16 protein-coding genes are annotated in these 12,857 nt (G+C 36.9%); 1 reads left to right on the top strand and 15 read right to left on the bottom strand.

Translation table 11 applies throughout. The annotated features are described in order from the left end of the window. Positions 1 to 23: 23 nt before the first annotated feature. The 13 genes from ACQKNZ_RS03315 to ACQKNZ_RS03255 all read right to left on the bottom strand — a co-directional run bounded on the left by ACQKNZ_RS03315 (position 24) and on the right by ACQKNZ_RS03255 (position 9,715). Positions 24 to 560, bottom strand: coding sequence for a F0F1 ATP synthase subunit delta (locus ACQKNZ_RS03315; RefSeq protein WP_154311446.1), 537 nt, complete (start codon positions 558 to 560; stop codon positions 24 to 26). Next, positions 557 to 1,084: a F0F1 ATP synthase subunit B gene (gene atpF / locus ACQKNZ_RS03310; RefSeq protein ID WP_144540509.1), complete on the bottom strand. Its 528-nt coding sequence runs from the start codon at positions 1,082 to 1,084 to the stop codon at positions 557 to 559. The genes ACQKNZ_RS03315 and atpF overlap by 4 nt, the downstream gene beginning before the upstream one ends. 144 nt (positions 1,085 to 1,228) lie before the next feature. Continuing rightward, positions 1,229 to 1,453 carry a F0F1 ATP synthase subunit C gene (gene atpE / locus ACQKNZ_RS03305; protein WP_144540512.1) on the bottom strand — a complete coding sequence of 75 codons (225 nt, stop codon included), beginning with the start codon at positions 1,451 to 1,453 and terminating at the stop codon, positions 1,229 to 1,231. Positions 1,454 to 1,516: 63 nt separating this feature from the next. Continuing rightward, a complete protein-coding gene (atpB, locus tag ACQKNZ_RS03300; RefSeq protein WP_144540513.1) occupies positions 1,517 to 2,230 on the bottom strand; it encodes a F0F1 ATP synthase subunit A in 714 nt (237 codons plus the stop codon). Positions 2,231 to 2,256: 26 nt separating this feature from the next. Then, entirely contained in the window at positions 2,257 to 2,628 is a 372-nt protein-coding gene (locus tag ACQKNZ_RS03295) for an ATP synthase subunit I (protein ID WP_144540515.1), read from the bottom strand. Positions 2,629 to 3,229: 601 nt separating this feature from the next. After that, positions 3,230 to 3,859, bottom strand: coding sequence for a uracil phosphoribosyltransferase (gene upp, locus ACQKNZ_RS03290; protein ID WP_144540517.1), 630 nt, complete (start codon positions 3,857 to 3,859; stop codon positions 3,230 to 3,232). 255 nt (positions 3,860 to 4,114) lie between these two features. Further along, positions 4,115 to 5,350 carry a serine hydroxymethyltransferase gene (gene glyA, locus ACQKNZ_RS03285; protein WP_427658125.1) on the bottom strand — a complete coding sequence of 412 codons (1,236 nt, stop codon included), beginning with the start codon at positions 5,348 to 5,350 and terminating at the stop codon, positions 4,115 to 4,117. Positions 5,351 to 5,370: 20 nt separating this feature from the next. Then, positions 5,371 to 5,916: a TIGR01440 family protein gene (locus ACQKNZ_RS03280; RefSeq protein WP_427658123.1), complete on the bottom strand. Its 546-nt coding sequence runs from the start codon at positions 5,914 to 5,916 to the stop codon at positions 5,371 to 5,373. 21 nt (positions 5,917 to 5,937) lie between these two features. Next, the gene (rpiB, locus tag ACQKNZ_RS03275) at positions 5,938 to 6,375 is read right to left on the bottom strand and encodes a ribose 5-phosphate isomerase B (protein ID WP_144540527.1); all 438 of its coding nucleotides are present in this window, start codon (positions 6,373 to 6,375) and stop codon (positions 5,938 to 5,940) included. Positions 6,376 to 6,493: 118 nt separating this feature from the next. Continuing rightward, the gene (locus ACQKNZ_RS03270) at positions 6,494 to 7,804 is read right to left on the bottom strand and encodes a methyl-accepting chemotaxis protein (RefSeq protein WP_154311448.1); all 1,311 of its coding nucleotides are present in this window, start codon (positions 7,802 to 7,804) and stop codon (positions 6,494 to 6,496) included. Between the two features lie 11 nt (positions 7,805 to 7,815). After that, positions 7,816 to 8,256 (bottom strand): low molecular weight protein arginine phosphatase, encoded by a 441-nt coding sequence (locus ACQKNZ_RS03265; protein ID WP_427658121.1) that lies wholly within the window; start codon positions 8,254 to 8,256, stop codon positions 7,816 to 7,818. A gap of 42 nt (positions 8,257 to 8,298) precedes the next feature. Continuing rightward, entirely contained in the window at positions 8,299 to 8,805 is a 507-nt protein-coding gene (locus tag ACQKNZ_RS03260; protein WP_151111303.1) for a manganese efflux pump, read from the bottom strand. 436 nt (positions 8,806 to 9,241) lie between these two features. Next, positions 9,242 to 9,715, bottom strand: coding sequence for a GNAT family N-acetyltransferase (locus ACQKNZ_RS03255; RefSeq protein WP_151111305.1), 474 nt, complete (start codon positions 9,713 to 9,715; stop codon positions 9,242 to 9,244). Between the two features lie 569 nt (positions 9,716 to 10,284). On the opposite strand from ACQKNZ_RS03255, the gene nhaC reads away from it, so the two are divergent. Then, complete coding sequence (gene nhaC / locus ACQKNZ_RS03250) at positions 10,285 to 11,670, top strand: Na+/H+ antiporter NhaC (RefSeq protein WP_427658118.1); 1,386 nt, start codon at positions 10,285 to 10,287, stop codon at positions 11,668 to 11,670. Between the two features lie 54 nt (positions 11,671 to 11,724). Here the strand turns inward: nhaC and ACQKNZ_RS03245 are convergent, their stop codons facing one another. Together ACQKNZ_RS03245 and ACQKNZ_RS03240 are read right to left on the bottom strand one after the other, a co-directional pair. Continuing rightward, positions 11,725 to 11,973, bottom strand: coding sequence for a hypothetical protein (locus ACQKNZ_RS03245; RefSeq protein ID WP_427658116.1), 249 nt, complete (start codon positions 11,971 to 11,973; stop codon positions 11,725 to 11,727). 245 nt (positions 11,974 to 12,218) lie between these two features. Then, positions 12,219 to 12,572 carry a DUF5412 domain-containing protein gene (locus tag ACQKNZ_RS03240; protein ID WP_342578648.1) on the bottom strand — a complete coding sequence of 118 codons (354 nt, stop codon included), beginning with the start codon at positions 12,570 to 12,572 and terminating at the stop codon, positions 12,219 to 12,221. Positions 12,573 to 12,857: the final 285 nt, after the last annotated feature.

Genomic DNA, 12,857 nt, shown 5'->3' with positions numbered 1-12,857 from the left:
GTCACCTCTCATAATTCATAATATTAACCGATCAAGTTACGTTTTAAGCGATCTAGCTTAGAGCTAAGAGTGCTGTCGTAAATGCGGTTTCCGATTTGAACGCGGATACCACCAATAATTGATGGATCTACGATGTTTTGAATGCGTAAAGATTGTTTCCCTACATTTTTTGCAAATACAGATGAAACGTTTGCACGTTCTGCTTCTGTTAATTCGCGTGTTGTATAGACCTTCGCTTCTGCAACACCTTGTGCTTCATTGGAAAGTGCCATATACTCTGAAATAATATCAGTGACTTCATGTAATCTTTTCTTATCAATAAGCACTAGTAGTGTATTGATAACGATTGGATTAGCGTTTGAGAAGATTTCTCGGATTAGCGCTTTTTTCTTGTCTAAAGAAAGCTTAGGAGAAGTAAACAATGTTTTCAAATCCTTATTGCCTTTCCATACAACATTAAGCTCACGTAAATCATTTTCAACCGATTGAAGTTCATTTTTTTGTTGTGCTAGTTCGAACAACGCGATGGCATAGCGTTTTGCTGCAGTTGAATTACTCAATTAACTTCGCCTGCCTTCGCAATCGTTGCCTCGATCAGCGCACGGTTATCTTCTTCCGAAACTTCTTTTTCAAGAACTTTAGCTGCTGCAAGTACTGATAGTGAAACGACTTCTTCTCGTACCGCTGCAATCGCTCTTTCTTTTTCTGTATCGATTTCACGAATAGCAGATTCTTTTAAACGCGCAGCTTCAGAGCGAGCAGTTGTGATAATTTCTTCACGTGATGCTTCCCCTTGCTTCTTCGCATTTTCTACAATCGCTAACGCTTCAGTGCGTGCTTCTTTTAGTAAGTCACGTTGTTCTTCAAGTAAACGTTGAGATTCTTGGCGGCTAGTTTCTGCTGCTTCGATTTCACTCGCGATCAACTCTTCACGCTGTGTCATAATCCCCATTAAAGGACCCCAAGCCACTTTCTTCAATAAGATCATCAGTAAGATGAAGAAGAATAATGTAGCTCCAATATCCAAAACATTTAACCCATTATGGGTCTCACCAGCACCAAGTGCGAGGTATTCAAAAGACACGATTGTTTCACTCCTTTCAAACGCTATTAAGAGATCTTACTTATATAATGTTTAAACTTTTGTTTATTATTTTCTAATTCAGGTTTTATTCATAAAGAGAATGGCGGAGTTAGTTTCCGCCATTATTGACTTTATTTATACATACTATTGGTTTAATACGATGAACGCGATAACTACTGCGATAATCGGCACGGCTTCAACTAACGCTACCCCGATGAACATAACTGTTTGTAAAGCTCCACGTGCTTCTGGTTGACGAGCAATACCTTCTACTGTTTTTGAAACGATTAGACCATTACCAATACCTGCACCAAGTGCACCTAAACCAACTGCTATAGCTGCTGCTAAAAGACCAACTGAACCTACCATTGTTTAATTTCCTCCTTGGAATGTTGTTTTTATTTTTTCTGCTTAGTTTCCTAAACAGTTATATTAATGGTCTGCTGACACTTTATGTGACATATAAACCATTGTTAACATAACGAAAATGAACGCTTGGATTCCACCGATAAAGATAGAGAATCCTTGCCAAGCCATTGCTGGGATAATTGCACCAACAAAGCCAAACCAGCTCGCTGTTGCTAAGCCTGCAATAAGACCTAATAATACTTCCCCTGCATAGATATTTCCGTAAAGACGAAGACCAAGTGTCAACGTATTTGCGAATTCTTCTATAATTTTAAGTGGGAATAATACCGGCATCGGTTTTAAGTAGGTATCAATATTGTACTGTTTGAAACCTTTCATCTTAATACCGTAATAGTGAGTTAAAACGATAATCATCACTGATAGTGTCATTGCAATTGTTGGATCCGCAGTTGGTGATTTCCACCAAAGTACTCCGTCATACGAAATTGAAAACGGAAGTCCAAGCAAATTGGCTATCGCGATAAACATAATTAATGTAATCCCTAGAATATGGAATCTACCGCCTGTTTTCCAGTCGAGATTACTTTTGATAATTCCTTTCACGAAGTCCATAATCCACTCCATGAAGTTTTGCATACCCGTTGGTTTAAGCTTCAAGTTTCTAGTTGCAATAAATGCAATTAAGAAAACAACTAGAGAAGTTACAAACAACATAAGGATGTTTGACCAGTTCCCTGTCATACCCCAAAGCACAAACTCTGGATTTGAGTGTCCCACGATTCTTTCACCTCTCTTTCACATACTCATGGCTGATTTCTAACTAACAAAATGCGTTCCACAATAAGTAGAACATAGGGAATCATTAATCCGATAACCGTGCTGATAAGATGAATTTCATCTGGGAAAAGAAGTGCAATAGCAACGGCAGCAATACCAGAGGCAAATCTAAAGCTTGTCCCTAAGCGTGCTCGACCTTTTTCACCCATCATCACACGATCAAATTTCTCCATTCTACGTACTAGTATCCAGAAATTATACAGACCGAATATGGAACCTACTGCTAAGCCTGCAAAAATGGAAGAATACGGCGTAAATGCCCACCCTAACACACATAACGCAAGCAAAAAAAATATGCACTTCTTTTGCCTCGTAAAAATACGTTGCATTTCTAGCATTGGTCTAATCTCCTGAATCATATTTTCGAATGGTAGTAAGGATTGTCAATGCGCAAAGCAGGCAGTAGACAATTTACTAAAAGATTGGAGTGGTTCCAAAAGTATGATCAATCCACTTTTTGTGAATACCTATCATTATAGAACCGACAAGCTGTGAGAGAATCGCTGAATAATGAGCTATCCCTTGTAACGGACGTCAAAATGACGCATAAAAGTATCCTCACGTTTTCCTTGAAATAAGTAAAAACTGTGAATCTAGTAGAAAGTTGATACATCAAGTGTTCCACGCATGAAACCCCTATCATGATTATCCTAAGTAAGCATACAATAGGGGCTATTTGATGTCAATTGCTATCAGTGAAAAACTTCACGTAGATGATTAGATTGACAATTTATCGACAAATTTTAAAGAATATTGTAGAAACTTATTCTTCATAATTAATTTCATTCATTAATTTTAAAACTTATCATCCGTTTAGACACATTTTCACAGTCTTATCTTCCATCTGTATAATAAGTTGACATGCCCTTATAAAAAGGAAAAGTCAGCTGATTGCTACCTTTGCTTAAACAACCGAATATCTTTTAGAAAGATTCAATTTTACTTTGTTCCAAACAAGCGATCTCCTGCGTCTCCAAGACCAGGCACGATATAGCCATGATCATTAAGTTTCTCATCTAGTGCTGCAATATAAATATCAACATCTGGGTGAGCATCTTGAAGTGCTTTTACGCCTTCTGGAGCAGCAATAAGACACATGAACTTAATGCTCATTGCACCGCGTTTTTTCAGAGAGTTAACTGCTTCTATTGCAGAGCCTCCAGTTGCTAACATTGGGTCTACTAAGATAAAGTCACGATCAGCAACATCTGCAGGAAGCTTAACGTAGTATTCGACTGGCTTCAATGTTTCTGGATCACGATAAAGTCCGATGTGACCTACTTTTGCAGCTGGAATAAGATTTAACATGCCATCAATCATTCCAATACCTGCACGAAGGATTGGAACTAGTCCCAATTTCTTTCCTGCAATTACTTTAGATTTCGTAAGTTGAACAGGAGTCTCTACTTCTACTTCCTCTAAAGGAAGGTCACGAGTAATTTCAAAGGCCATCAATGTAGCAACCTCATCTACAAGCTCACGAAATTCTTTTGTACCAGTTTTCACATCACGGATATATGTAAGTTTATGTTGAATCAGTGGATGATCAAATACGTATACTTTAGCCATTTAACATCTCTCCTTTTGTTGTTTTTACATCTTTGTCATTATACCAAAAACGATACACATCATACCACTAATCCTAGGGACTTAATATTTCGTCTATTTCATTTATAGAAACAACAGCCTTAGGTTGTCCTTTGGTTCAAGCGATTAGCAGGAATATATTTGCTTTTGGGATAAAATCAAACAATCTTATGCGCAACCTATTTAATCATAGTTAAAGGAGACTTATGATGTTGTCATAAGCCTCCCTATTATCAATTAATTATATAGAGGGAATTTATCAGTTAGAGCTTGCACTCTTTCTTTTGCTTCAGCAATTACTGAAGCATCCTCGTGATTTTTTAATAGTTTAGCAATAATAGAAGCGATTTCCTTCATTTCTTGCTCAGCAAAACCTCTTGAAGTTACAGCTGGTGTACCAATACGTACTCCAGAAGTGATGAATGGGCTAGAAGTATCAAAAGGAATAGTATTTTTGTTTGCAGTAATACCAACCTCGTCTAGTACATGTTCTGCTACTTTACCAGTTAGTCCTAAAGCAGATACATCTAATAGCATTACATGGTTGTCTGTACCACCAGATACAATACGTAGACCTTCTTCTGTTAAACTATCTGCTAGAGTTTTAGCATTAGCTACAACTTGCTTTTGGTATTCTTTGAATTCCGGTTGAAGAGCTTCTCCAAAGGCAACTGCTTTTGCAGCGATTACGTGCATTAGCGGTCCGCCTTGGATACCAGGGAAAATTGTTTTATCAACTTTCTTCGCAAATTCTTCTGTAGTTAAAATCATACCACCACGTGGGCCACGTAAAGTTTTATGTGTTGTAGAAGTTACAAAGTGTGCGTGTGGCACTGGATTTGGATGAAGACCAGCGGCAACTAGACCTGCGATATGAGCCATATCTACGAATAAATAAGCTCCAATCTCGTCTGCAATTTCACGGAATTTAGCGAAATCGATTGTACGTGAGTAAGCACTTGCCCCAGCAACAATCATTTTAGGCTTATTCTCTAAAGCTATTGAGCGAACTTCCTCATAATCTATCATTTCGGTTTCTTTATTTACTCCATATTCAATAAAGTTATATTGAATACCACTAAAGTTAACAGGAGAGCCATGTGTTAAATGTCCACCATGAGATAAGTTCATACCTAGAATAGTGTCACCTGGTTGAAGAGCAGTCATATAAACCGCCATGTTCGCTTGGGAACCAGAATGTGGTTGTACATTTGCATGCTCTGCCCCAAAAATTTCTTTCAAACGATCACGAGCAATATCTTCTACTACATCTACATGCTCACAGCCACCGTAATAACGTTTGCCCGGATAGCCCTCTGCATATTTATTTGTAAGAACAGAGCCCTGAGCTTCCATTACAGCCTCTGAAACAAAATTTTCTGACGCAATTAGTTCAATATTTGATTGTTGACGTTTTTTCTCCGCTAACATTGCCTCAAATACCGCTGGATCTTGTGATTGAATTTTTTCCACTACTAGTTCCTCCTCTAATATCATCCGTAAAATGCCCTTGCCCCACCAATTAGCTTTGGACGGGTTGTTGCAATGGTAATAATCGCTTCTCCAACCTTCTTGATAGATACACGTATTGGTACAGCAACGGGTTGTAGCTGCATACCAATCATAGTTTGACCAATATCAATCCCTGCCTTGGCTTGAACGCTTTCTACTACTACAGGCTCTTCAAGCTGTGTGTAAGCATATGCAGACATGGAACCCCCTGCGCGAACTACTGGGATAACAGAAACCTCTGGCAGTCTATAGAGCTGCTGCGTTTTTCTTTCCATCGTTAGAGCACGGTTGATGTGCTCACAGCCTTGAAAGGCAAGATGGATTTTATTTCGTTCAGCAAAAGCCTTAATTGGTTCATATAAAACCTCAGCCACTTCTAAACCGCCAGCAGTTCCTATCTTTTCCCCAATGACTTCAGAGGTAGAGCAGCCAACGACAAACAAATCATCCTTAGAAAAAGTAATTTGCTGCTCTACTTCCAGGAGAAGCTGTTCCATTTGTTGTTGCCACAAATTTTTTGCTTCCATCTGAAATCCCTCTATTCAAGCTTATTTTTCTAATGCTGAAATTTTTTCAATACGTCGTTCGTGACGGCCACCTTCAAATTCTTGAGCTAACCAAGTAGCTACGATTTCTCTGGCAAGTCCTGGACCAATCACTCGTTCTCCCATCGCGAGAACATTTGAGTCGTTATGGCATCGTGTAGCTTTAGCAGAAAAAACATCATGCACTAATGCACAGCGAATGCCCTTCATTTTATTAGCAGCAATGGACATCCCAATACCTGTTCCACAAATTAAAATTCCGCGATCATATTCCCCACTAGCTACACCCTCTGTTACTGGTGCCGCATAATCTGGATAGTCAACAGAATCATTCGTTTGTGGACCAAAGTCCTTATAGGAAAGACCGAGTTCTTCAAGCTGCTGAATAATTTCTTTCCGAAGATTATTCCCTCCGTGATCAGAAGAAATTGCAATTTTCATCTTGTTCCCTCTTTTCTGTTTAGTACTCAACCCAATCATAACATCTTTTTGAGCAAAAAAATACAACTCATATAGTATGAGTTGTATCTGTTTTTTTAACATACCTTTTTGATATGAATTATTTGGAAGAGCGGTCAAATTGAGAGATTACCTTGAATAAATCTTCCGATTGATGCTTCAAGTCAGCTGCTAAAATATCAATTTCTTCTATAGAACGGGCTTGTTCATCTGTAGCACTTCTTACTTCCTCAGCACCAGCTGATGTCTCCTCCGCAATAGCTGCAACATCCTGTGATTGGCGAGCAGTGCTTTCAATATTAGTCAGCTGTTTTTCAACTAATGATGAAATCTCGACTACTGACTCAGCCATTTCATGAATTTTTATAGACATTCCTTCGACTGCTGCGTTTGTCTCAGATACTCGTTTTGCTTCACTAACAGCAAAGCTAACTTGGTTAGTCATTTGCTGTACGACCGTTTTAACATCCGTTTGGATTGCTAATATTAGTTCTGAAATTCCTTGAACAGCCTTCGCACTCTCATCGGCTAGCTTACGAACTTCCTCTGCTACTACAGCGAAGCCCTTACCATGCTCACCTGCACGAGCAGCTTCAATAGAAGCATTTAAAGCAAGTAGATTAGTTTGGGCTGCTATATCCCCAACTAATTGAATAATACTTTCCACCTTCCCAGCATTCTCTTCCAGCTGGTGGACATTACCTAAAGCTGACTCACTTCCTGTTGCAATCTTTTGGATTCCACTGACAAGTGATTGTATGACTTCTGTTGTCTCCGAAAGCTCTGTGATCATTTCTTTTGAATGTATAGAAGATTTTTCTGCACGCTTGTTTACCTCGGAAGCTAGCACTCGAACATCCTCGACAGACTCTGCAGTTTCTTGGACTGCTATTGCCGATTGCTCTGCTCCCTCTGAAATTTGAGCAATAGTGGAGGCAATGGCCTCCGCTTGTTCAGAGGCAACTGACGATTCCTCAGAAAGCTTTTGCACACTTTTGTTTGTTTTATCAAAATTCTTTTCGATACTTTGAACCATTTCTCGCAGGTTTTCTAGCATCGTTTGAAAAGCTATAGCAACTGATTGTATTTCATCTTTTGAGTTTGGTACTTCCACGTCGACTCCTATTTTTCCTTCTGAAGCAAGAGTGGCAACCTTTTCTAGATTAAATAAGGGTTTGATAATAAGTCCACTGAAAAAATAAGCTAAAAGGCCTGACCAAAAAATTCCTAACGCATATGTAAGAATTTCAAATTGAATTGTTCCAATATTAATGTCTAAGGATTGCAAATAAGGCTGTACATAATTAATAAAGAATGCACTTGTAGAGTAAGTAATTAAAGCAAGTACCGTTACAAATAGAACAATTTTCTTTTGAATGCCAAAAGCGTTCCTCTTTCTCTTTTCTTTCATCCCTTTTCCCCCTATAGTCTCTTCACTAGTTCCTCTGTTAATACATTTAGTTCTTCAAATGTTTGTTCATATATACCTACATTCCCACCAAAAGGATCCATTACATCCTGTATATCGTCCGGAGTTGCAAATTCTTTATACATATAAACCTTAGAAATTGCTTCTGGAAAGGCATAAATAATAGCTTGCTTATGCGCAGCAGTCATCGTTAATATAAGATCTGCCCACTCAACAGTAGACGGCTGTAAAGAGGAAGACTTATGAGCAAAAGGAACCCCTTTACTTTCTAGTACTTTACGGCTGTTAACGGACATATTCTCGCCGTCCGAAGCATAAATACCTGCGGATTGAACTTGTATGTTTTTTAGATTTTTAGATTTTAAAATAGCTTCTGCCATGGGACTTCTACATGTATTACCAGTACAAACAAATAAAATATTCACTGCGATCATTCCTCGTCTCTATTATATATGGATTACGAATATATTTTGATATTATTGTATGTTTTGAAGTGTTAATAGGCCCATTGTTAATAGAACTACACCTGCAAGCTTCATAATGATTCCTCTGTTCATAACTGTCTTTTTAAATATAATCTTCTGAGCAATTATAACGCCGACAAATGCGAAGAATCCAGAGCTTAGTATAAAGATTAGCTTTTCCACTTGAAGCATACCAAATGAAATACTCACAGAAAAGGTATCTAGACTTGCCACTATCGCTAATACGAAGGGGGGCATGATCGGAGTTTCTTTTGGTGATTTGGATAGTACCATTTGAAGTCCAACCAACGAAAGAAGAACCCCTGACAAATAAGGACTTGCCTGCTGTAAGTAGGTTTGTACTAAAACACCTGCATAATATCCTATTAAGGGGAAGAGCATATGTAATGATGCCACCCAAGCCGCAAGAGTCAAAACCTGTTTTCTATATGATACAAGAGAAAATAAGATAAGTACATCGACCGACATTAAGAGTCCTGCTATTATTTCTGTCCACAAAAAAATCTCTCCCGTCTATTTGCATAATTAAATGTATGCAAAAAAAGGGAAGAGAATACAAATTATAGACAACCTTTTTTAAAGAAGGATATATTTCTATCTATATAATTGTTTTACGTAAAAATATGGACAATAGATGGCAGATTTCCGCTTTGGATGGACGCTTTCCGTGGGGTTAGCGATAAGCGACCACCGCCGCTTGCGCGTCGTTTGTGTTGTCTTATCTGACTCACTTATCCCACTGGAGTCGCCACCTGTCGCTGTAATCATAAGTAATTTATGTATGGATGCATAGGTTATTTATAAATACATATAAAAAATGAGCAGGAAAATGAATCTACAAGCTCATTTTTCTCCAATGTCCCTTTTTTACTAAAGCTCCGTTAGTCAAAGAAGAAATCCCATAAATAAGCAATCCTCAATAATTTTTATGTAACTACAATATTTTCTTTAATATTAATTCATCATTTAATGGAATCCCTTCATGTCCTATTAAAGGTATTGAAGGTTTTAAGCTTCGTGCCTTGATTACACCGTTAGGAATAACAGACGTTATTCTGTAACCTCTTTTTTGATAAAATTTTAAAGCGTTCAAATTATCATTTGTTGTTACTAAACTTACTACTTGTATTTTTTTCTGCTTTGCTATGTATTCAACACTTTTCATTAATGAAGATCCAATACCTTTCCCTTCTTGGAGACTATCTAACGAAATAATCTCCATTTCATTATCTTTAATGACATAAGTAACCAAACCAATAATCTGATTAGTTCCCTCAAAAATGAAACCATCCAATGTATCACATTGATAAACACCTGTTGAAATTACCATTTCAGTGCTTCCCCAATGCTCCTTAAAAAATGAAACAACCTTTTCTCTATTTACTATCGTTATTTCTTTAATACTCAATTGAATTCCCCCATTCTCTTAATATTTAATATAAGATTACTTTATCTATTTTAAAATACGATAACAAAAAATCATACGCAAAGGCAGCTAATAGACCATTCCAAAAAATAAAAGTCGGAGAAAAAAAGCCATTTTCAGTTGATAAACAATAAAATAGTTTACAACCGTTATTAACATATAAGTATAAAAACTAAAACAACTTCCTTTTTCCAGTTAGCTAGGAAACTCACTACATTTTAAATAATACCTCTTGACAGTGCGGTAAAACATGATAAAATTCTAATTACTTTAGTGATTGAAAGCGTTGAATCGCGAAAGCATAATATGTACGAGTGATTGTCCTAGTAATCTGCATGTACCCAGCACAAAGAGACTGAACGGTTGGTGAAAGTTCAGGTAAACATGATAGATGAATTACAACAATCAAGTAAACTCGTTTTTAATGAAGTGGTTGAACATACAAATTGTTCGACAAATAGGGTGGTACCGCGGAGATTTCCTTCGTCCCTAGCTATAGGGATTGGAAGGTTTTTTTTCATTCCTAAAAACTATTATTAGGAGGATTTACAATGTTTCGTATTCGTTCCACAATCTCCCCCTCATTTGCGGAGGCGGCACTACTTAGTACTATGATTATCGCTATAATGGCGCTTTGTATCATAAAATTTGATTCAGTTCCTCATATGCCTATCTTACTGGCAGTTCTATTACTTATAACTTATGGTCTTATGAAGAAAGTACCTTACAAAAAACTAGAAGAAGGACTAGTAGATGGTGCCAAAGCGGGCCTTGGCGCAATTTTCATCTTTTTCTTTATTGGTATATTAGTAAGTAGCTTAATGATGGGTGGTACGATTCCAACACTTATTCACTTAGGCTTTCAATTTATTACGCCACACTTTTTTTATGCTATTGTATTTCTAGTAACTTGTATCGTTGGTTTATCGATAGGAAGTTCCCTAACAACAGTAGCTACAATAGGTGTTGCTTTTATTGGAATGGCTAGCGCTATGGATATCTCTTTAGCTATTACAGCTGGAGCCATTGTTTCAGGAGCTTTTTTCGGAGACAAAATGTCTCCACTGTCAGATACTACAAATCTTGCATCTGCTATCGTTCAGGTAGATTTATTTGAACATATTCGGAATATGGGATGGACAACGATCCCAGCATTCATTATTTCGCTAATTGGATATGGAATTTTATCGCCAAACAAAGAATTTCAAGAGCTCGAGCAACTAAATGAATTTCAAGCAGGACTACTCCAAACAGGTATGATTCATTGGTATACATTAATCCCCCTTGTTTTACTCGTTATACTTTCCATTAAGAAAGTGCCTGCTATATTATCTTTAGCTTTAACATCAGTTGTTGCTATACTTATTTCCTATTTCCATCACTTTATTAGTTTTGGTGAAGTATTGAATATACTATTTTATGGTTTTACATCTAGCACAGGTATTGAAGCAATAGACTCCTTACTTTCTAGGGGAGGCATTAATAGCATGATGTTTACGATTGGGCTTGTTCTTCTTGCCTTAAGTATGGGTGGACTTTTGTTTACACTCGGCATAGTTCAAAGCTTACTGATGAAAGTGGAAAGTTCGCTAAAGAAAGTTAGTTCTGTTATTGCAGCAACTGCTTTTACCGCAATTGGGGTGAATACACTTATCGGAGAGCAGTACTTATCAATTTTATTGACTGGAGAAGCATTCCAAGCACAATTTAAAAAAGTTGGTTTAGCGAATAAAAACTTAGCACGCGTAATGGAAGATGCTGGTACGGTTGTAAACCCTCTTGTACCATGGAGTGTATGTGGAATTTTCATTACGAATGTATTGGCTGTTACAACACTCGACTACTTACCATTCGCATTTTTCTGCTTGCTTAGTCCGATCTTGACTATATTATTTGGACTGACTGGAAAAACACTGACTTATATCGAAGAAAAATAGTATTTTTTAAGCTTAAAGCCTCATTACTAATTTTCTTTAGTAATGAGGCTTTTACTATAAATATAGATGGGTAAGACCGTCCATTTTAGTAGTTGTTTTTTTAATTCCTCTATTACCTATAATATTTTTCGATTGCTCGGTAAACTTAATAATTTCTAAATGATTGATAATTTCATCTTGAAAACCACTTAAATGTTCTGGGAAGTTAGCTGTTCGCATTCTACTTTGAAATTTTATAAGACCATATTCTTTTTTTATAGACTTCTCATATAAGAAGAGTAATCTATTATTGTTATCAGTCATTGTTTACTTCCCTTAATTAAATTCTTATGTAGACATTTAAGCTAACCTGCCGCGTAGTTCAAGAAGAAAAAAGAGTTCCCTTAGCTACCCAACGATTTATACGAAAGCACCCGTTAGTTAAAGAAGTACTCACATTTCCAGTCAGGATACTCTTCATTGTGTAGATAAAGAAACTCTTTTACTGTTTTTGCAACTGAAGGCAAGGTTAACTAAAGCCCTCGTTAGTTGAATAAGAAAGGAAATTATTATTGATTCCTAAAATCAAATTTATCCCTTTTCACATCTAACGTATGTCCATTAATTTCTACTGTGTTATTGTCCTTCCAAGAAATAGTGGCGGTGTCTTCTTGATTGTTCCAATAGATATTTTTAGTTTTTTTATCTTTAATATTAAATACCAACTCACCACGAACAGAATATGATGTTGTTGCCCCACCATTGATGACATATGCTTTTAATGTATACTTTCCATCAGGTGATATCTCTTCAGTTAGATATTCTCCTGTCGGCAACCTATTCATATCAAAGAAAGCCCAATAAACTCCATATCCGATAAGTCCAACAATTAACAAACCAATCATTATGAATATCTTTAACAATTTATTAAGTTTCTTTTTCTTATACTCAACATTTGATTTATTATGCTCCAAAGCCACCCTCCTTTTCGTTTTAATTACCTAAAAATTTAAACTCCTTGTAATAAATACGTTAAACCAACCAATAAAGTTTCCATTACATAACTTATTAAACTAACCTGCGGCATTGGTTCTAAGAAAAAGCTATCCTTACAGACAGCTACTTGTTTAACTTCATGTTAATTATTGCGGTTTTTTTCTCCCCAATCACAAAACTGTTCCAAAACAGGTAATAGAGTATTTGCTTTC

The sequence above is a fragment of the Psychrobacillus sp. NPDC093200 genome, from assembly GCF_050280345.1.
GTDB classification, from domain to species: domain Bacteria; phylum Bacillota; class Bacilli; order Bacillales_A; family Planococcaceae; genus Psychrobacillus; species Psychrobacillus faecigallinarum.
This window is presented reverse-complemented; position numbering and strand designations above follow the sequence as displayed.